A 21,968-nucleotide genomic window follows, 5' to 3' on the forward strand; every position below is an offset into this window, starting at 1 on the left:
TGATCAAAAGATGACTTTTTGAACAACCTCTTATAGATATTGAAGAATAATGACCAGCAGAATGAACAGTAGCATGATCATCAGCCAATCCTTGGAATATCGCTCCATTATGACTTGCCCCCTTGCCTCCTCGGTTCACGAACAAATGCTTTGCTGCAGTATATGAGTTTTACGGTATTCCGGTGCCATTCAAAGAGTGGAATTCGAAGCGGAAATACGGAGACCGTTTAGCGGATCATAGACATTCTTTCACAGGTGGTACATACTAAATAAGGACGGAAAGGAGAGTACGATTTATGAACAATAAAACAATGGAACTGTTTAAACACTTGACCGAATTTCCCGCTGCCCCAGGATTTGAGCGAGAGCTCCGGGCCTGGTTTAAAGAGCAGCTATCCGCTTATACCAATGAATTCGTGCAGGATCGATTAGGAAGCCTGTTCGGCATCCTCCGCGGTGACGATCAAGGCCCGAAAGTCATGGTGGCCGGACATATGGATGAAGTCGGTTTTATGACCACCGGCATTACCGATAACGGCATGGTGCATTTTCAGCCAATCGGCGGCTGGTGGAGTCAGGCCGTTTTGGCGCAGCGCCTGCAAATCATTACCCCGCAGGGCCGGATCGTCGGTGTAGTCGGATCGATTCCGACGCATCTGCTGGACGAGGCTCAGCGCAGCAAGCCTGTCGATATCAAAACAATGTATCTTGATATCGGAGCCGACAGCCGTGCGGAAGCCGAAGAGGCCGGCGTTCGGCCTGGACAGCAGATCGTCCCGATTTGCGAATTTACGCCGATGGTCAATCCGAAGAAGATTATGGCCAAGGCGTGGGACAACCGTTATGGCGTCGGCCTTGCCATCGAGCTGATGGAGGCGCTGCATGGCGAGAAGCTGCCGAATACGCTGTATTGCGGCGCCACCGTGCAGGAAGAGCTCGGCCTTCGCGGAGCGCGTACCTCGGCTAACCTGATTCAGCCTGACATTTTCTTTGGCCTCGACGCCAGCGCCGCTAACGACATGACCGGCGACAAGAAGGCGTTCGGGCAATTGGGGCAAGGAGCCCTGCTGCGGATTTATGATCCGACGATGCTCACTCACCGGGGCATGGTGGAATACATTCAGGACACGGCTGACACGCACAAAATCAAGTACCAATATTTCGTTTCCCCAGGCGGTACGGATGCCGGACAGGTGCATTTAAGCGGAATCGGCGTTCCTTCCACGGTGATCGGCATATGTTCCCGTTACATTCACACTTCGTCCTCAATCATTCATACCGACGATTACGAGGCGGCCAAGGAATTGCTGATCAAGCTGGTGAAAGGTCTCGACCGCACGACGTTAAATACGATTTTGGAAAACAGCTAATTACACAAAAGAGCTAACCGCCTGGCCAGTTTCGGCCTGTGGATAGCTCTTTTTTAGTAAATATGAACTATGTACTAGTAGTATGGAAATGCTAATCAACCCAATAGGGGACATTTTGGGCTCTATTATCAGGTTTTCGGGGTTTAACTTGCCAATAGGAGCCTTTTTGTCCCCTAATAACCTCCATCCTGATTAAAACCGACCTTTTAGGCGGTCCATCTGCAAAATAAGACCCGGAATGGACCCTATTTTCCCGGAATGGGGAACATCCGCGCAAATAAAGCCCTAAAAGCCCCTTATTTCTCACTCGATGTACCCGCTATGCTCTCCCAACACTGCTGCAAATGCTCCGAAGCCCAACGCCGATGGTTCTCATCGCTGTATTGGCGATAGGTACATTCAATATGTAGAATTAGGGCAAGATACAGGTCATAAAGCTCCAGCCGCTCTTTTTCGAGATTCGTAAAAGCTTCCTTCCCGTATCCCTTCAAAAAAGCGGAATGATCCCCGGCTAATGTCCGGAAATAGTATTCCATGAGCGGGTCGCCCCACAATGCCCTCTCGCAATCAATAATTCCGGTAATCCGGCCGGAATCCACAAACACATTGCCGTCCCATAAATCCCAATGAACCAAACGCGGAACGGTGACTTCCTCCAAACTGGATTTACGGAGAGCAATTGCAGACTTTATTTGCTCTTCATTTGCCGGCAGCTCAATTTCTTTGTCCTTCGCATCGGCTAGCAAGCCGGAAACCATGTCTGAAAATACCGTCAGCCAATCACTTCCCTGCTGTTCTTCCAGGGCATAGTAGCCAAACCGGTCACTTTGAATCTCATTTATGTATCTGCTCAATCTCCCGAGCTCTTCTTCAATCTGCCCTCGCTCTTCCGGCAATAGTTGTTCCTTGATCTTATTGTACGGGGTGCCGGGGAGGTATTCCATCAGAAAGCACTCATTGCCGCCTTCTTCTGCTTCATAATAATAAACTTCAGGTACCGGAATATTACCGGTTTCCTTCAATAAACGCAGCACCTCGACCTCAGTTTTCATTACATTGCGTTCATAGCGCATCATTCCGGCCTCTGCGTGGGGAGCAACCTTCAGAACCGCCCGCGAACCGTCGTTCAAAGTGAGATCGTAAGCAGAGTTGAACCAGCCGTCCTTTAATTCGTGAACTTCAGTGATCTCCACTTGTTCACCGAAAGCTCTTGCAGTCAAAACCGCCAACTCATCCCGACTCAATTGACGCTTGATCATATTCTCCATACGGTATCCTCCAATGTTTTCTTTTTCAATGCTAATGAAAAATTCGTTACTGTTATCTTACAACGATTACAGCTACCAATGGAAAATAAAGATGATTCCTGTGTTGCACAGGAATCATCTTCAACGTTTATGATAACCCTTGATTCATAATCTTCAATAAATTAAAAACTAAGATTGCAGCTTCCGCACGATTGACAGATGACGCTGGCCTGTAGCTTCCGCCTGAATCTGTAACCAGCACATTAGCTTGTTTCAATGATTCCACAGCTGTCTTCGCATATTCGGAAATAACGGCTTCATCGGTGTAGGCCGAAACCGGAGGTTCACTAGATTGCAGGGTATGCCCTGTTACCTGAAGTGTACGATAGAGAAGAGTGGCCATATCCTGTCTGGACAACACATCGTGCATACCAAACGTACCATCGGTTTTGCCTTGCACGATCCCGAGTTTCTCAGCCGATGCTACCGTTCTGTAGTACCAAGCGCCTTCTTTAACGTCGGTAAATTTGCTGACAGCAGCAGGATCGGAAATATCGAAATAATTCACCAGCATTTGGACGAATTCCGCTCTTGTCAGTTTCCCTTGCGGATCGTATTGTCCAGGTGCTTTGCCGTTAATGACTCCCCTGGCAGCAATCGCACGGATGGAATCACTAGTTGAGGCGGACAATCCATCGATATCTTTAAAACTGACTTTCGTATGAACAGCCGTATATTTACTGAAATGTTTTGGCTGGAAGACAACCTTCCCCGATGCTTGGTCAAACAGACTGTTTTTGACGACTTCCGGACCGTTATCTACATTATATATAACAACTTGGTTTGCATTTTCCCCTAATTGCAACTTATATGGAATTTTTACCTTCACCGGATGTCCCTCCCATTGAATCCGGGAATTGCCAATACTCAATGAAAAATCGTAAACAAGGTTGTTTCCTGCAAACTTGCGAGTGTCCTCAGGCAGCTTCTCATTTGGAACAACTGCCATACCGATCGCTAGCTTCTGAAGATCTTTCCCCAACAATTCTTTCAAATAGGCCAGATCCAATTCAATCGTGGTGCCAAGACTCTCGACAGATATTGACTTTATCGTTGCGGAATCCAACGCGCTAATCCATTCGCCTGGCAGCTCCACAGTGACACGCTTCACATCGTTTGCAGTTTGGATCGGGATTGTAATTTTCCCGTTGTCTGCCAAGCTCACGGCTTTCTCCAGACTCTCGCGTGTCGGAGATACCGTAACCCCCTGCTTATCCCCGGACTCGGTTACCGGTGCAGGCGTAGTCAGTGATCCTCCTGACGAAGAACCGGAACCGGATCCTGGCAAGGAACCGCTATTGGAAAATACCTCCACCTGATACGTCGCTTGAATTCGTCCATCAAAAGAACGAACCGTAATATCTGTCCGACCGTTGTTAATCGCAGTCACTTGAAAAGAGGTAATTCCCGTCTCCTCATTGTATGTGATACTGCTGACCTTAGCCGTATTCTCGTCAGCGGAAACAACCTGCAATTTCTTGAACGAAGCATCATTCGGCGTTACGGATGCAGACACTTTGACCGTTTCACCAACGGACAATTTTCCTCCTGTGCTATCAAGTTGAATGCTTTCAGCGAAGCTCTTATTTTCAACATCTGTCAGCAATGCAGTTAAATAGATCAGCGGTGAGTTGTAGTTCAAAGCTTGCTCATTGCTCTCCCAGTCCACAGTCGCTTGATTGTAAGCTTTAGCTGGGAAATTGAGTTTTCCGCTTTGATTATTCGGTCCGCCTGGCATATAGCCATTCGGCATCTCCTTAATAAAATCTCTCATATAGATTTCATGATGAGTAATATGAACCCGATTCTCTCCGTATCCCGTTATAAAGCTGAGCTGCAGGGGGTTAATGCCAAGCAGGTAGTTTAAGTTGCCGCTGGCAACCTGGATCATACGCTCATCATACTCACCGATGATTCGGCTCCCAATATCCAGACTGACCGCTACACTGGCCACATTTGAATTGGCGCCCCAATAAAAAGCTTTGTCCGTCGAATTGCGCCATACTGCACCATTTACAGCGGTATCGATGACTGTGTTTCTCCATTCCTGGTACCTTGGAACAAACCATGCCTTCACTTCTTCACTTGGGGAAGGACTGCTCAAATAGTGATAAAAACCTATCTGTTCCATACTCCCGATACCATGAGAGAAATCCGTCGTTTCGAATTTGGATTCGAATGCTTCATAGTTCGCCAAAACGTAATCACTGTATTTATTTTCACCAGTCGCTCTATATAAAGCTGCTGCCGCATAGAAACGGTCATTCAAATCGTTATCATCATAATAGGGGCCGTTGTCTCCTTTGGGATCTTTGGGTTGAGCAATAAACTCGGGATGTGCTTCAAGATACTCCCAGCCTCTAACCGCAGAAGCAAGCAACCCATTCGCATAGACTTCCAAACCGGGCACATCTTTAAATACGATGTATGCATGTGCCAAGGCACCTACAGTTGTCGCAGTTTGTGAAGTCGGCAGGATACTTTCCGGTCCGCCGCCATCGATGATAAAACGGCCCGGAGCGGGTTCACGAATAACATAAGCATAAAATCCGCCGGACTGCTCTTCTTGCATCTTCAGGAAGAAGTCGGTTTCCACTTTAATTTCGTCAATCAGATCCGGGATACCGTTCCCGCTTTCCGGAATGTTCAATTGGTTATCCGTAAATTGGCCCGGGAAACTTTCATAGGCCCACAACAGGTCTGATACCGCAGTCGAAGCCGCGGTAACATATTTCCCCATATCACCCGCGTCCCACCATCCGCCATACACGTCCTTCGTCACACTAGGGTTGGATTGCAGGGGCAGGCTGATATCATTTTTATGGAGACCGGTGCGCGAGAAAATCCCCGCATGCTCCGGAAGGAGATCCACGTTTGCTCTTTGAAAGTAAAAGAACTTTTGAACATCATTAAACAACTCGTCATAAACGTCAGGGCCGATCTCGAAAGGTACGGACGGTTCGGCAACGCCATCCACGGTAACGTAATATTCACCAGCCTCGTTCAAAGGGGAGAAATCGGCCTTGAATACTTTTTCGCCGGACAATTCATCATAAGCAGCCACGAGAGTCAGTATTCCGGAAAAAGCAACACTATCGTCCGCAACTCTCTTCACTTGAAATGGAGTTCCAACATCAGCGGACAACTCATTATAGTAACCGCTAATATTCGCATACTTCTCACCGTAGTTCAAATACCCGACCTGATTGACTTTGACCGGTGCATAACTTCTCTCTACGTCCGGCGAGGTTACTTTGATATTCGTAATCCAGAAAGTAATAGGTGTATTATCCTTTCCGGTCATTTTGAACAATTGGATTTTGCTTTCGTCAAAAAGAGGATTGCTGTTAAAAATGTTTTTGAGCGGAATCGATGCGTGCTGCCATTCTGTCGTAACACTTATGTAATCGCTAACGTTAACAAGCGCATCGATATTTGTTTCTTCGGGGTTTGCGTCATCATCCTTGTGGAACCCGCCATTGCCATCGGATCTTTCATGAACGACATCCCGAAACCCGATGTTGAAGGTTTCTCCGCCATCTTTACCGACAATATCGAACTCCAATGTACCGTTCTCGTAATAAGGGCTGAAGTCAAAGGACTGCCAACCAGCAGGCACTAAATGCTCCCCCCACCAGTCATGAGTTTCAAACTTTCGGGTGTCCTTTTCCAGATATACTTCTTCGGTAACCGTTGTCCCATAGCCCCAGCCATAATCCTTAATCTCGATATCACGAAGCTTGTTCCAATTTTCGCCTGCGGGAGGCAGATAATTGATTGTGTTGCTCGCCTTCTCTGCCGACACAAAAGATGCTGGCAGCACCATCGTAAAAGCGGTTACAAAAACTAACGAGAAAACAGCTAATGACTTGGAGAATGCTAATTTGGACATTTTTCTTTTCTGTGTTTGCCTCAATATTGTATCCCCTTTCATTTTTTAGTCAATTAGATGCTAACAATGTTGCTGGAATAATAATACATACATAATTGCATAATTTTTCATATAACTTTTTCGCTATATAGGACTTAAATCAATATCTTAAGCTTGTTATTAAAGAAAAAATAACGAAGAGGAGGGGATTACCCCCTCCTCTTCGTTATTTATTTTCTTTGATCTTCAAGAATGATAACTCCGCGGCCAGGAACAGTGACGGAATCCTTCACGTTCTTGCCTGCCAGCAGGTCTTTCTTCCCTTCGGAGCCGATTTCTACCTCGGCACTCTCCGCATTGTGATTGAGCAGGAACAGGAACTCCTTATCGCCCTTCACCCGGCGAGCTACTTCTATGCCCGCAGGAGCATGCAGTAAAGGCTTGATGCCCTTCTCATCGCACAAATTAGCAAGGAATCCTTCAAGGAAAGATGCCTCCGGGCTGCTCGCCACATAATAGGCGTGGCCGGAACCAAAGCTGTTCTTCGTCAGGACAGGCATCCCCTTATAGAAATCGGAGCCATATTCGGCCAGTACTTCAGCACCTTCGGAATGAATGAGATCGCAAAGCAATCCGCATTCGAACTGTCCTTCCAGCTGGCCCCAAGCCTGCTTCATCACGATCTGATTCTTCTGCTCCGGGAACAGCGCATCGATCTCTTCCGCCCAAATCCCAAGCACCTTCCGCAGTTCACCGGGGTATCCTCCGGTCGTTACGATATCGTTCTCGTTCACGATGCCGCTGAAGAAAGTGGTAATAAACGTGCCACCCTTTGCGACAAACTGCTCTACTTTTTGCGCGAAGCCCGGTTTCACCATGTACATGACCGGTGCTATGACGATTTCATATTTGCTCAGGTCCTCTTCCACCGATACCATATCGCTCTCCACATGCATCTGGAACAAAGCGTCATAATATTTGTGAACCTCATTCACATAATTCAAGGCGATCGTCGGGCCGCTGGACAGTTCAGTCGCCCAACGATTTTCCCAATCATAAACAATCGCAATTTTAGCCTCCGTGCGAGCGTCCAGGAGCGTATCACCAAGCTGTTCCAGCTCGCGGCCTAGCTCGGCGCATTCGCGGAAGACACGGGTATGTTCATGCCCGACATGCTCGATCACGGCGCCGTGATACTTCTCGCACGCCCCGATGGAACGGCGAAGCTGGAAGAACAGCACCGTATCCGCTCCGCGGGCAACGGCCTGGTAGCTCCATAAGCGCATAACGCCCGGCCGCTTCAGTGAATTGTAGGCTTGCCAGTTTTGCTGGCTCGGTGTTTGCTCCATCAGCATGAACGGATCCCCGCTTTTCAATCCGCGCATCAGATCATGCGTCATTGCCGTAAAGCTGACCGGGGTATCCAGGGAAGGATAATTGTCCCAAGATACGATGTCCAGATATTTAGCCCATTCAAAATAGTCAAGCTCCGGATAGAAGCCCATCAGGTTCGTCGTCACCGGAATGTCCGGGGTATGTTTTTTGATCTCTTCATACTCCAGTTTATAGCATTCCAGCAAGCTGTAAGACATAAAGCGGCGGTAGTCCAACGAGATCCCCTGGAAGTTGGTGCGGTTGCCGTTCCATTCTTCGCTCAGTTCACTCGGAGGTACGATCTCCTCCCAATCGTAGAACGTGTGGCCCCAGAAACGGGTATTCCATGCCTTGTTCAAGGCATCCAGATTACCGTAACGCTCCTCCAGCCATTTGCGGAATCCGGCTGCGCAATTGTCACAGTAGCAATATCCGCCGTATTCGTTGGATACGTGCCAAATCAGCAGGCCGGGATGGTCCTTGTATCTCTCCGCCAATTTACCGGCCATGCGGACGGAATATTTGCGATAAGTCGGCGAATTCGGGCAGGAGTTATGGCGTCCGCCAAACTTCCGCTTTCTTCCCTGCACGTCCACGCGCGTGACATCGTGATACTTTCTCGCCATCCATGCCGGGTGGGCACCCGTGCTCGTTGCCAGGCAAGTATACACACCGCTCTTGTACAAGCGGTCCATCGTCTCATCAAGTTGGGCAAAATCATAAGTATCTTCATCCGGCTGGTTCAGCGCCCAAGAGAACACGTTGACGGTCGCTACATCAATACCTGCGAGCTTGAACATACGCTCGTCCTCTTTCCAAATCTCAGCGTCCCATTGCTCGGGATTGTAGTCCCCGCCATACCATATTTTCGGCAGCTTATCGTTAATCACTGCGAACACATCCTTTAAAGTGATATAATTATATTACCATTGTAAAAGTAAATCTTAGCCCTTCATATATAATATTTCCGACTTCAAATATAATAATATGGAACTAACAAGGAGGTCATAATCTCATGCAAACGCCAGCATCCCGGCGGTTCGTCTTTTCCCCTTCCGGAACTCCTCATCTCCCCCTGATCGTCGAAAGCATCGGCTATAATCCGAATCAGGAGAAGATCATCCGCCCCGAAGGCTACCCCTTCTACCACTGGATTCAAACCGAAGCGGGCGAAGGCAAATTGTCCTATGGGAATGAGACTATCGTGCTTGAGCCGTTCACGGGGCTGCTTCTCCCTCCCGGAATGCCGCATGCTTACGAGGCGATATCCCACGGAACTGTGTGGAGTACGCTGTACATCACGTTCGGCGGAGAAGCGACGGGTCCGGTTCTGAACGCATTTGCTATCCGTGAACCCGCCTTTTTTCGCTGGGATCCGGATTCGCCGCTGGCTCCCCTGCTCGGCTCGATGCTTGAGCAGCTGGATACCGGAAACGATCTGTTCGGTCTGGAGATATCCACTAAAACTTACCGGTTCCTTGGTCTTTTGAGCAAATTCGGACAAGCCAGCAGCGTTTCCGTAACCCGCAATGTGGAAAAGCTCGCCCCCCTGCTGCAGTGGATGGAAAACCATTATCGCGATCCTGATATCGGTCTGGACAGTCTGGCCGAAGTACTCGGCATTTCCAGCCGACATTTAAGCAAGCTGTTCCAGCTTACTTTTGGACTTTCCCCGTATGCCTACCTCGTCCAGATGCGCATTCACAAAGCCAAGGAGCGGCTGGCCGGGAACCCGGAACTCACCGTCGCGAGCATCGCCGGGGAAACCGGATTTCGCGACACCAGCCATTTCGTGGCCACGTTCCGCAAGCATACGAACCTGACTCCGCAACAATTTCGAAGATTACATTAAAAAGGCTGTCCTTTGCGACCGGAATGTGGCGGATCCCTGGACAGCCTTGCTTGCCATGAATGGACGAGAATTATTGCACGGAAATCAGATATGTGCTGCCTTGCTCCGCATAGAAACGGCCATCTTCGACCGGAACAGGCGATCCGTCCGACTTAACAACCGAAATTGCCTCATTGTAACGCAGAGTACACCAACCGCTGCGGGAAGCGGTGATGCCGGCTTCCGTAAGACGGCCGTTCAGCCATGCGGCGCTAACGGTGTAGCCGCCTCTGGCCCGGAGTCCGATGACGCTGCCCGAAGACGACCAAGCCTTCGGCAGGGCAGGCAAAAGGTCGATACCGTTGTTGTGGCTCTGAACCAGCAATTCGGCGATGCCTGAAGTTCCTCCGAAGTTGCCGTCAATCTGGAATGGCGGATGATCATCAAACAGATTAGGATAGGTCGAACGGGACAGCAGCGTATTTACAAAACGGTATGCCGTTTCCCCGTCCCCCAGTCTGGCGTACAAGTTGATCAGCCACGCGCAGCTCCAGCCGGTATGTCCGCCCCCTTGGCTGATCCGGCTGTCCAGCGATTTGCGGACCGCTTCCGCCAGCTCCGGCGTTCCATCCGGTGTAATGGCATTTCCCGGATACAAGCCGTAAAGATGCGATACATGCCGATGCCCCGGTTCCGCTTCCACAAAATCCTCGCTCCATTCCCGCAGCCGGCCATCCGGCCCTATTTGCGGCTTCGCCATTCGCTCCATCGTTTCTTCCAGCAGTCGAGACCATTCCCGATCGGCACCAACAATTTCGGAAGCCAGAATACAATGGTTGAACAGCTCGCGGATCAGGAACAAATCCATAGTGGAGCCGGCCGATATGCTGCATGGCTCGCCGTCCGCCGTCAGAAACTTGTTCTCCGGCGAGGTGGAAGGGGCTGTAGTCAATTCTCCGTTTGGTCCCGGAACAAGCCAACCCAGGCAAAACTCAGCCGCCCCTTTCAATAGGGGATAAGCGGTTTCCCGCAAAAATTGTTCATCCTGCGTAAAGACATAATGTTCCCAAAGATGACGGCTAAGCCATACTCCGCCCATCGGCCAGAACGCCCAACTGGCATCTCCGTCACTCGGTGTGGATGTCCGCCACAAATCCACATTGTGATGCGCGGTCCACCCTCCGGTTCCGTAATGAATCCTTGCGGTTCTTGCACCGGTTTTGCTAAGATCGCCGATAAGATCAAACAAAGGTTCATGACACTCGCTTAAATTACAAACTTCTGCAGGCCAGTAGTTCATTTCCGTGTTTATATTCGTCGTATAGTTGCTGTTCCAAGGTGGCTGCATATGCGGATTCCAAATACCCTGCAGATGAGCCGGCTGTGTGCCGGGTCTGGAACTGGCCATCAGCAAGTATCTTCCGTACTGAAAATACAAAGCTTCAAGCCCAGGATCACTCTTCCCGGATTGATAGCGTACGAGACGTTCATCTGTGGGTAAAGAGGTTACGTCCTCTCCATCTAACTTTAAGTCCACCCGTCTGAACAGGCTCTCGTGATCTGCGATATGCCGCTTGCGAAGTTCATTGAATCCAAGCTGCTCGGCCGCATCGAGGGCAGCCGTGCACTTCCCGCTCACGATCTCCGCCGAACCGTTTCCCGGCATCACGTCGTACCCGGCGAAGTCAGTAGCCGCCGCTAGTAGCACGGTCACTGATTTCGCACCGCTTACTTGCGCCCGGCCGGATTCGTGCACAAGGGTTCCTCCATCATGATATATACGGATTTGCGCTTCAAAAGAAAGGCCCATCCCTTCCTCATACAAAACAGATTGAGGGTGATCCCCCCTATAATTGTCGGCAATATGGCTAGGTGCCCTACCGTTCATTTTCAGCCCGTTTCCTTCCGCCGTTTCGCTCCTTGTGTATCTTAAAGGCGAATCCAGCGAAATCGTTAAATCCAGTAAATCCTCCGAAGGAGAATCATATCTGAGCGCTAAAACTTGATCCGCCGCACTAACGAACACCTCGCGCGTAAAGACGGCTTCTCCGCGGGAGTAACGGACCTCCGCTACTCCTGTTTCCAGGTCAAGCCCTCTATAGTATCCGGCAGATGCCATATCTCCATGGTGCTCCACCTTCAAGTTGCCTAAAGGCTGGTAAGACTCGGTCCGCCGGCCCAGCATCTTCGAGTTGATCAATGCTTCCGCCTCTTTATATTTCCCGGAAAATATCAGTTCCCTTGCCTGGCCCAAATGCCGGAGAGCGTCGTAGTTTTGGGTGTCGCGCGGAAATCCCGACCATAAAGTATCCTCATTAAGCGCTATCATTTCTGTACGGTCTCCCCCGTAAACCATTCCGCCAATCCGCCCGTTTCCGACTGGCAGAGCCTCTTCCCAGCGGGAAGCGGGCTGATTATACCACAATCTCCATAATGACTTCTCTTTGTTCATATCCGGCATCTCTACTGCCTCCCATCCATAACTTAGAGAAAAAGGCCCGAGCAAACTGCGGGCCTTTTTCCTGTTCAACCTATTTAGTTCTTATAATAGCTGATTACTTAACTTCTTTGCCAGTGAACAAAGATACTCTCTTCTTCACAAGCTCAGTGTATTCAGCTTCCATTTTTTCCGCACCGGCTTTATCCAATTCAACCAGGAATGCGTCGTAAACCTTGTCGAAATCAGTCGTTTTAGCAAGAACTGCTTCCGGAATACGCTTGCGGATGATGTCTTGTGTTTTTTGGAAAATCACTTGATAGTCACCGTCTGTAGGAACCGGCATGTTGTACAGCGCGCCCCATTCTTTAGCAGGGAATGCATCTTCAGCCGGGAACAGATCTTTCCAAGTCGTAGCGTTGTAAGCTTTCAATGTTTCTTTTTCAGCTTCAGTGTAACCAGCAACGATTTGATCCGGGAAGTTAGTTGTATAGTAGTTGCCTGTGGAATCCTTCACGCCGTCGCCATAGAATGGCGCCAGAACTCTATACTGACCGATACCGGATTCTTTAGTAAAGTTGGTCGAATCATTTACTTTTCTGTCTTGAATGTCGGCAGGAACTACACGTGTTCCATTCTCATCTACAGTGTAATGCTTGCCTTCAACGCCCCACATTCTGAGCACTTGACCTTCATCGGAAGCAAGCCAGTCAATGAATTTGATCGCGCGAACCGGGTCTTTACATTCCGTAGTAATAGCGATACCGTATCCGTCCAGACCTGCAGTTTGGAAGGAATGATCTTCATAGTCTTCCGACAGAGTTACTGGGAAGTGAGCGTAAGTGGATTCGTCTTTTCCAGCTGTTTTCAGAGCGTTCTCTGCATCTTGGTATCCCCACTCTTGGTCGATCAGACCAAGAACGCGGCCGCTGGCAATTTTCGCTTTGTATTGGTCGTCTTTTTGTACGAAAGTATCTTTGTCGAGCAGACCTTCATTGTACATATGGTTCAACCAACGGAAATATTCTTTCTCTTCAGGACGTTTGTAGTGCAATTTTGCTTCATAGGTTTGTGGATCAACAAAGTACTCGCCGTCATCCGGTGCTCCCGTAGCAATGAACGCCGGATTCGTTACGGTGATCATAATTCTCCAGTCATCCGCGTTCAAAGTGAGCGGGATGTTTGGCTGACCGTCCGTAGTCGGGTTCTTTTCCATATATTGTTTCAAAACATTTTCAAAGTCTTGAACGGTACGAACTTTCGGGTAGCCAAGCTCTTTCAACACGCGCTGCTGGATTTCAAAACCGCCGCCAGCATCAAAGTTCTGTTGATCAACCCCGACATTCGTCGTAATTTGATAAATCGCTGGATCTTCGTTGCTGTATTTCAGACGATTCATATTTTCGCCGATAACCTTTTTAATGTTTGGAGCATGCTCTTCAATCAAATCGGTCAAATCCAGAACAAGTCCGGCGTCAATCAGCTTACCGATTTCATTCTTTGCAAAAATGATGTCCGGAACGTCGCCACTCGCAGCCATCAAAGCGATTTTGCTTTGTCCGCCGCCGCTGCCTACGTCATATTCTGCATCCAGCGTTACGCCGGTTTTTTCAGTGATGACTTTACCCACATCATCCTTCATGTTGTTCCAGTTCGGGCTGGCATCAGCGCCGAAGAAAGTGAAAGTGACTGGGCTCGTATCTTCAGCCTTTTGTTCATTTTGTGTGTTACCCGAATTGCCAGTGTTACCAGCCGCGTTGTTCTTGTCGTTACCGGAATTTCCGCAACCGCCGACGAGTAATGTGCTTGCCAACAAGATCGCAGCAAAGGCCTTAGGACTCTTCCAACTCATTTCTAGTTCCCCCTTGTAATAAATAATAAAGCTATATTGTATAACAGGTAAAACCTGTAAATACCAAACCAAAACAACTAAACTTTGTTAATAAGAGCGCGTTCATTTGAATAGACAAGTCATCTCTTGCCTGAGCATTTTAAGTAAGGGCTTTCAACGAAAGCTTAAAAAAAGATTTTCCGATTCAGCCCGCCGTACCGGTTGCTGCCGGCACGGCGAAACTGTTCATGCTTGTTACTGCTGTTCCGTTATGGAAGGTTAAGCTTTAACTGCGCCCAACGTCATACCGGATACAAAGTACCGCTGTAAGAACGGATAAACAATCAAGATCGGAAGTGTTACGACTATGGTAATCGCCATTTTAATCGATTCCGGTGAAATCTGAGCCATCTGATTCGCCAAGTCGTTCGCATTCGTCATCGCCGAACCTTGGTTCGTGCTGGCCAGAACCTTCATCAATTCGTATTGCAAGGTAGTCAAGTGAGGTTTATTCCCGTTGTACAGATAGGTATCAAACCAGGAATTCCACTGTCCGACTGCAAGGAACAAGGCGATGGTCGCAAGCACCGGCTTACAGAGTGGAAGAATAACTTTGTAATAAATCGTAAAGTCATTGGCACCGTCCAATTTGGCCGACTCTTGCAGAGCGTATGGAAGCCCGTCAATGAAGGAACGGATGATGAATACGTTAAATGCGCTGACAATACCAGGCAAAATGTATATCCAGAACGTTCCGATCAGATCCAGATGCCGCATCAACATATAAGTCGGTACAAGTCCTCCGGAGAAATACATCGTCAGTGCAAGAAACGTGGAAACAAATTTCCGGGATTTAAAATCCGGTCGGCTTAACGTATACGCCAGCATTGAGGCACTAATCAAGCCTAACACTGTACCGGATACCGTACGAAGAATCGTAACTTTAAAACCTTGAATCAGGCCGGTGTATCCAAAGATCGTTTTATAGTTTTCCAAAGTGAATTCCCGCGGCCAAAGATAGATGCCGCCACGGACCGTGTCTGTCGAATCGTTCAACGAAATCGCAAGCACGTTCAGGAAAGGATATAAAGTAATGATCAAGATAATGGCCATAACGATTACGTTGACAGTGTCGAATACTTTATCGGATCTTGTAGCGTTAAAAGCTTTTGAGTTTGTCGCCATTTTGTCCCCTCCCCCTCTACATGATGCTTTCTTTCGTCGTTTTCTTCATGATGCCGTTTGCCGTGAGCAAGAGAATAATGCTTACGACGGAGGTGAACATACTGATCGCCGTTCCGTAGGAGAAGCGACTGATGTTTATACCATAATTCAAAGCATACAAATCCAATACTTCGGAATAATCTTTTACCAGCGCATTTTGCAACTGGAACTGTTTCTCGAAGCCGATACCGATCAGGTGACCAATCGACATAATCAGCAGTACGGATATCGTAGTTCGAATGCCCGGAAGCGTAATATTCCATATTTGTCTGAAACGTCCCGCTCCATCCACGCGGGAAGCCTCGTAGAGTTCTTTGTCAATCCCTGTGATCGCAGCCAGGTAGATAATGGCGTTCCAGCCGGTCTCTTTCCATATATCGGAAGCGGTTACAATACCCCAAAACCATTTCCCTTCAGCCATGAATTGTATCGGCTCGTTAATAATATGCAATGACAGTAGAAGTTCGTTAACGATCCCGCCGTCAATCGAGAGCATTTTGGTAATGATACCTCCGACGACGACCCAGGATACAAAGTGCGGCAGATAAGACACCGTTTGAACCGTACGTTTGAAAATACTTCCCCTGAGCTCGTTCAGGAATACCGCGAAAAAGATCGGTACGATAAATCCAAAGATCAATCCCATAAGACTCATGGCTAATGTGTTTCTTAATACCAGATAGAATCTTTCGTCTTGGAACAAGTCCACAAAGTTTTTCATTCCAACCCATTTTTGTTCTGAAAAAGACTTGGACGGTTTATAGTTCTGGAATGCCATCGTCCAGCCCCAGATCGGTAAATAATTAAATACAAACAACCAAATTACGAATGGCAAGGACATCAGGTATAAATATTTTTGTTGAACTATACTTTGCCACATTCCTTGCTTCCGCTTTTTTGGCGGCTTAGGGGTTACGCTTACATTTCTAGTTCCAGGTTTTTCTGAGAGCGTTTCCATCTGTCCAATCCCCCCTTCTCTGCTATACCTTTATGATAAAGGAACGAGGGGATTGGAAATACCCGATAGATTTGAGAGAAAACCATATAAAAATTAGACATTAACCGGAATCGTAAAGGAAAACTCCGTTCCGCGGCCATATTCACTGAAGATTTTCAGCCCATGCTCTTCTCCATAGGACAGTACTAGTCTTTGGTGGACGTTGCGCAGCCCGATCCGGTTGTTCTCGGATTCGTCCGGACTTGAAATCGAATGGATCACCTCGTCAAGCCGCTGCGGAGTCATCCCTAAACCGTTATCTCGTATTCGAATGACTAGAAGTTCGCCATTAAATTGAATATCGACATTTACTTCCACGCCGTCTTCCTTATCCTCTACCCCGTGAACTACCGCATTCTCTACCAAAGGTTGAATGATTAATGGAGGAATCCGGATCTCCTGCGCTTGCGGATCAATATTCAACTCGTATTTCAATCGATCCTCATAACGGAATTTCTGGATTTCCAAATAGGAACGCACCATTTCGATCTCTTCCTTAATAGGCGTACTCTCTCTGCCGACTTCAAGATTTTTGCGCATTAAACGACCCAGCAAGCGGACGACATTCGCAATTTCCTTTTCACCCTTCATATGAGCATTCATCCGAATCGACTCCAGGGCATTAAAAAGGAAGTGCGGGTTAATTTGGCTGGCCATCATTTTCAGCTTGATCTCACGTTGAGCGATCTCCAGCGCCGTATTCTGCTCCGTTTTCTCCACAACCTGATTCATCAGGCTGCGAATGCTTTCGACCATGTAGTTAAACTGCCGTGATAACTGGCCGATCTCGTCATTTCCGTCGATTCGGGAGACTACATTTAAATCGCCAAGGGCCAAGCGGTTCAAATGTCGGCTAAGCCGCAGCAACCGATTGGAAGTCAGAAATGAAACAATATAAACAAACGCAAGGGCGATCAGCAAAACAAGCAGAATGATGACCAAACCGATCAAACTGACCTTGTTCGCATCCTTGACGATAGATTCCGTACTGAAAACGGATACGACTCTTAGCCCGTTGATGCTATTTTCCGGAATAAGTTCATCCACGATCATATAGGAAGGTTCGCCTTTAATGTTGAGCTTGTGAGTCCCTTTTTCCAATTGACTCAGGTCAACGCCGAAATCGAGACTTTCAAGCGTTTTACCGACAAAGCTGGAGTCCTTGGCGGCTACTACGTTTCCCGCTTCATCCGCAATCAGCGTTTCAAACGGTTCCTGGAGCAACATACGATTTAATTCATTCTGATCGAGAGAGACCATTAGTACTCCGCTTGTCCGGCGTTCCGGAAAAGGCAGTTGTCTTATGAGACTAAGCTTTCGTACCGGAATGGGTTCATTATCATCGATATAAGTCCAGATCAAGCTTTTTGTGGACATCGCCTGCTGATACCAATGCGTTTTACTAGTATTTTCATCGATCGGGATCAGTTCCAGGTTATTGATTAAGGTCTGGTTGTCGTAATAAAAACGTACGCCGGCAATCTCCCGGTAAGTACGTTTGAATCTCGTAAACTCGTCATAATTCAGGTAAGCCTTTGTTAATTCCAGCACGCTTTCATAACGGGTAGTGACCATTCTCTCCAGATCCTTGTCAAGCAATAAGGTGTTCGACACATCCATCGGTATGCGCAGCAAGTTGCCAAGTTGAGATTTAGTCTTCTCAACATTATTGGTCGCCTGATCAATCGCCCGGTCCATCGCCTGGGAACGGAAATAGCTAACCACTCCTCCGCCAACAATCATGACGGGAATCATGACAACGAGAATGTAGGAAATAATGAGCTTGTGCTTGAGCTTGAAGTTGTTCGTGACTTGTACGACTTTTCTAAACATGTCTGCCCCTCCCTGACCTCGGGTTACCATAACGGAGATCTCCGTAAAAACCGAATATCCCCGACTCTTTGACAAGCGGGGATCATTCGGGCCGCGTCCGCACGGCGGACGCATTAGCTTAATATTAGTTTATTGCTCCGTCAGGGGCAACACGGTTATTTCAGGGAAATCTGCAATTCCGTCTTGCCGGAGAAGGAAGTCACCGAAACCGTTCCTTCATTAGTAAGCTCCCCGCCTTGAACGGAAGCCACTTCACCCATGCCGTGCAGCGAAACTTTGAATGCTTTTCCGGCACCTTGAGCGCCGAGAGTTACTTTGGAGCCTTGGCGAACCGCGGTAACGGTCAGTTCGGTTTCACCCTTCATGTTGCGGACCGTGCGCGTTACAGTAACGCCTTCTTGCAGCTGGTACAATCCGAGCTCTACGCCGTCTGCGAAGTCATAATCCGGACGGCTGTTGTTAGCGCCTTTTGCCAGGATGGAGTTCTGGCGGACAAACAACGGCAGGCCGAAGAAATCGTAAGTTTCTTTTTGCCATTTACCACCTTCGACAGTTTTGCCTGTGAGCAGGTGGGTCCAAGTGCCTTCCGGCATGAAGTAGGTAACTTCCCCGGTTTCGCTGAATACCGGAGCAACCAGCAAGGAATCGCCCAACATATATTGACGATCCAGCGTCTCGGTAGCCGGGTCATTCGGGAATTCCAGGAACATGGCGCGCATGGTCGGAACACCTTTTTCCGTAGCATAAACAGCTGTATCGAACAGGTATGGCATCAGGCTGCATTTCAGCTTGGTGAAGAAACGGGTAACGTCAACCGCTTCATCATCATAAGCCCAAGGCACCCGGTACGAGCTGCTTCCGTGCAGACGGCTATGGCTGGACATCAGGCCGAATGCGAGCCAGCGCTTGAACACATGAACCGGAGCGGTGTTTTCGAAACCGCCGATATCATGGCTCCAGAAGCCGAAGCCGGACAATCCGAGCGACAGACCGCCGCGAAGGCTTTCCGCCATCGATTCATAATCCGCATAGCAATCCCCGCCCCAGTGTACAGGGAATTTCTGTCCGCCGACGGTAGCCGAACGGGCAAACAGCGCCGCTTCGTTCTTGCCAAGCTTCTCTTCCAGGACTTCAAATACCACTTTATTGTAAAGGTAAGTGTAGTAGTTGTGCATTTTGACCGGATCGGAGCCGTCATGGTAAACGACGTCGGTAGGAATCCGCTCGCCGAAGTCGGTCTTGAAGCTGTCGACGCCCATATCAACGAGTTCACGCAGGTAGCCGGCATACCACTCGCAAGCTTCCGGGTTCGTAAAGTCAACCAGAGCCATTCCCGGCTGCCACAAATTCCATTGCCATACATCGCCGTTCGGCTTCTTCACGAGGTAGCCGTTTTGCTTGCCTTCTTCGAACAAACGGGAACGCTGACCGATGTAAGGGTTAATCCATACGCAAATTTTCAGGCCTTTTTCCTTCAAACGTTTCAGCATGCCGACAGGATCCGGGAATACCCGCTCATCCCATTTGAAATCCGTCCAATGGAACTCGCGCATCCAGAAGCAGTCGAAATGGAAGACATGCAGCGGAAGGTCTCTTTCGGCCATGCCGTCAACAAAGGAATTGACCGTAGCTTCGTCATAATCGGTGGTAAACGAAGTCGTGAGCCACAGACCGAACGACCATGCCGGCGGCAACGCAGGTTTGCCGGTCAATGCGGTGTATTTATCAAGTACATCCTTCGGCTCAGGTCCGTCGATAACGAAATATTCAATCGATTCGCCTGGTACGCTGAATTGAACTTTTTTCACTTTTTCAGAAGCTACTTCAAAGGAAACGCCGCCCGGGTCATTTACCAATACACCGTAGCCTTTATTAGTTACATAAAACGGAATGTTCTTATAGGATTGTTCGGAGCTTGTGCCGCCGTCTTTGTTCCAAATGTCGACAACCTGTCCGTTCTTGATAAAGGACGTAAAACGTTCGCCCAAACCGTAAACGAGTTCACCAACGCTTAAGTCGAGCTCTTCGCGCATGAAGGTGTTTCCGCCGGCTTCGGTCACGTGTGCCATCGATTTAAACGCACTACCTGTAAGGCGCTGAGTTCCGCGATAGAAATCCACCGACCACTGCGCACCTTTGTTAATGCGTACGCTGAGATTGCCGCTTTTGAGTTCGGCATACTCATCGTTTTCGGTAATTACTGCATGATCGCCGCCCTTAGCCAATTCAAAGTTAGGCCCATGATCCACAGTACCGGCAAAATGCACAAGCTTGACGCCGATTACGCCAGGAAGCGGGGAGTGGAAATGTACGGTAAGAAGCGTTGTATTAATCATATCGCCGCGTCCGCGAAGCGGAGTAGTCGAAGCTGAAGCTGTCAGTGTATGATTCTGTTCCATAAAATCGTATGCTTGAACCGCAGTGGAAAGCGTGTATCCATCACGAATCAGCCAGTTGCCATCGGTAAATTTCATCTGTTATATACCGCCTTTCGATTCACTTTTCATAATTATCACTATTAAACTGCTTACACTTGCATTATACTGATTGAAAAGGAAATATTCTAACATAATTCGATGATATTATAACACTATATTGATGAGGTGACTTTCATGGATCAAGCACTCCGACGCTCTCTGAAAGAAAGCAAATCGCACGGTAGTGAGCATCTTCCATTTGGAACCTACTGGTACAGTTATGGCCCCGGCGAGCACGTTATTGACTGCCACTGGCATGAAGAACCCGAAATATTCTACTGCATAGACGGCGAGACGGTGTTCCAGGTCGATACCGATTATTTTACCGTCAAGGCCGGAGAAGCCGTATTCGTCGATGGTGGCGACATTCACGCCGCTCATGCCAGCGGAGAGACAGGCTGCTCTTTTTTCTCACTGGTCTTCGACACGCAATTGCTGGCCAGCGCTCATTACGACGCCGTGCAAGAAAATCTGATCCTTCCTTTGCAGGAAAGAAAAGCGACTTTTCCGAGACATATCCGGCATGCCGAAAGCTTTGAGGTCAGCCTGCTGGACCATATTGTGTCCATCATGAAAGGCTGCAGCGTGCAATCCCCCGGCTACGAAGGCTCGGTTAAGGGTCATCTCTACCTTATGTTGGCGGAGATTATCGCACAAGGTAAAACTTGCAACCGGACCGCAAGCAACCGGAGCGAGTCTTCAAAAATCGAGCGCCTCAAAACCGTGATTCACTATATTCAGCACAATTATGAGCACCCGATCCGCCTGTCTGAGCTCGCTGCGCTCGTTCCGATGAGCGAAGGCCAGTTCTGCCGTTTCTTCAAATCCATGACCCGGCAAACTCCGATGGACTATATTAACTCCTACCGGATTCGACAGGCCGTCGAACTGCTGCGGCAACCGGAACGAAAAATTTCCGATGTTGCGCTAGAGGTCGGTTACGACAATATCAGCTACTTTATCCGGGTATTCCGCAAGACCATGAACTGCTCGCCTTCGGAATTCCGAAAAAAACTCCAAAGCCGGATCGAAGCCTAGATTGACCGGCTCAAACGCCTTCAGCTAATATTCCTTTTTTCCCGGAGATTCATACTTGCTAGGGCTCTACCGTCCTACAAGATGTCTCGTCGCCAAGCCGGCTTATCGTGTTTATGATTCACAAACCTATCATACCGCCTACTGAAAGCGCTTTAATACATCCATTATTAGTCACATTTTCATGTGAAAATTTAACTTCAACTATCTAAAATTGCTGAGCTGCAAATGCAGAACGAACTTTATTGGATATTCGGCTAGGCCCCTTAAATCCGGAGTCTTACCCACCAAAAATGGCTCGTTCGCATAATAGCTCACTATTTCAAACAATTACATCGCTTTATGAAATTCAGACGTATCCTCCTGCGTTTTAACCCAAAC

The 21,968-nt window shown here is 48.4% G+C and carries 12 protein-coding genes; 3 read left to right on the top strand and 9 right to left on the bottom strand.

The annotated features are described in order from the left end of the window. The first annotated feature begins 296 nt into the window (after positions 1-296). A complete protein-coding gene (locus tag KJS57_RS22075; protein ID WP_211019956.1) occupies positions 297-1,370 on the top strand; it encodes a M42 family metallopeptidase in 1,074 nt (357 codons plus the stop codon). 296 nt (positions 1,371-1,666) lie between these two features. Here the strand turns inward: KJS57_RS22075 and KJS57_RS22080 are convergent, their stop codons facing one another. The 3 genes from KJS57_RS22080 to KJS57_RS22090 all read right to left on the bottom strand — a co-directional run bounded on the left by KJS57_RS22080 (position 1,667) and on the right by KJS57_RS22090 (position 8,812). Continuing rightward, on the bottom strand, positions 1,667-2,638 hold the full coding sequence (locus tag KJS57_RS22080) for a phosphotransferase family protein (protein WP_213656375.1): 972 nt from the start codon (positions 2,636-2,638) through the stop codon (positions 1,667-1,669). Between the two features lie 127 nt (positions 2,639-2,765). Beyond that, a complete protein-coding gene (locus tag KJS57_RS22085) occupies positions 2,766-6,593 on the bottom strand; it encodes a glycoside hydrolase family 9 protein (RefSeq protein WP_213656376.1) in 3,828 nt (1,275 codons plus the stop codon). A 185-nt stretch (positions 6,594-6,778) separates the two neighbouring features. After that, the gene (locus KJS57_RS22090; RefSeq protein ID WP_213656377.1) at positions 6,779-8,812 is read right to left on the bottom strand and encodes a beta-galactosidase; all 2,034 of its coding nucleotides are present in this window, start codon (positions 8,810-8,812) and stop codon (positions 6,779-6,781) included. 125 nt (positions 8,813-8,937) lie between these two features. Between KJS57_RS22090 and KJS57_RS22095 the strand changes: the two genes are divergently transcribed. Continuing rightward, positions 8,938-9,774, top strand: a complete 837-nt coding sequence (locus tag KJS57_RS22095) for an AraC family transcriptional regulator (RefSeq protein ID WP_213656378.1) — start codon at positions 8,938-8,940, stop codon at positions 9,772-9,774. 70 nt (positions 9,775-9,844) lie between these two features. Here KJS57_RS22095 and KJS57_RS22100 read toward each other — a convergent pair whose 3' ends face one another. The 6 genes from KJS57_RS22100 to yicI form a co-directional block, all read right to left on the bottom strand. Next, a complete protein-coding gene (locus KJS57_RS22100; protein ID WP_213656379.1) occupies positions 9,845-12,214 on the bottom strand; it encodes a glycoside hydrolase family 95 protein in 2,370 nt (789 codons plus the stop codon). A gap of 94 nt (positions 12,215-12,308) precedes the next feature. Then, the gene (locus tag KJS57_RS22105) at positions 12,309-14,042 is read right to left on the bottom strand and encodes an ABC transporter substrate-binding protein (protein WP_211019962.1); all 1,734 of its coding nucleotides are present in this window, start codon (positions 14,040-14,042) and stop codon (positions 12,309-12,311) included. A 258-nt stretch (positions 14,043-14,300) separates the two neighbouring features. Next, positions 14,301-15,206: a carbohydrate ABC transporter permease gene (locus KJS57_RS22110; protein WP_211019963.1), complete on the bottom strand. Its 906-nt coding sequence runs from the start codon at positions 15,204-15,206 to the stop codon at positions 14,301-14,303. A 16-nt stretch (positions 15,207-15,222) separates the two neighbouring features. After that, positions 15,223-16,203, bottom strand: coding sequence for an ABC transporter permease (locus KJS57_RS22115; protein ID WP_211019964.1), 981 nt, complete (start codon positions 16,201-16,203; stop codon positions 15,223-15,225). Between the two features lie 93 nt (positions 16,204-16,296). Further along, a complete protein-coding gene (locus KJS57_RS22120; protein WP_211019965.1) occupies positions 16,297-18,075 on the bottom strand; it encodes a cache domain-containing sensor histidine kinase in 1,779 nt (592 codons plus the stop codon). 155 nt (positions 18,076-18,230) lie between these two features. After that, the gene (gene yicI, locus KJS57_RS22125; RefSeq protein WP_211019966.1) at positions 18,231-20,549 is read right to left on the bottom strand and encodes an alpha-xylosidase; all 2,319 of its coding nucleotides are present in this window, start codon (positions 20,547-20,549) and stop codon (positions 18,231-18,233) included. A gap of 138 nt (positions 20,550-20,687) precedes the next feature. On the opposite strand from yicI, the gene KJS57_RS22130 reads away from it, so the two are divergent. After that, positions 20,688-21,590, top strand: coding sequence for an AraC family transcriptional regulator (locus KJS57_RS22130; RefSeq protein ID WP_213656380.1), 903 nt, complete (start codon positions 20,688-20,690; stop codon positions 21,588-21,590). Positions 21,591-21,968 lie beyond the last annotated feature (378 nt).

It is taken from the genome of Paenibacillus vini, assembly GCF_018403325.1.
Lineage (GTDB): Bacteria > Bacillota > Bacilli > Paenibacillales > Paenibacillaceae > Fontibacillus > Fontibacillus vini.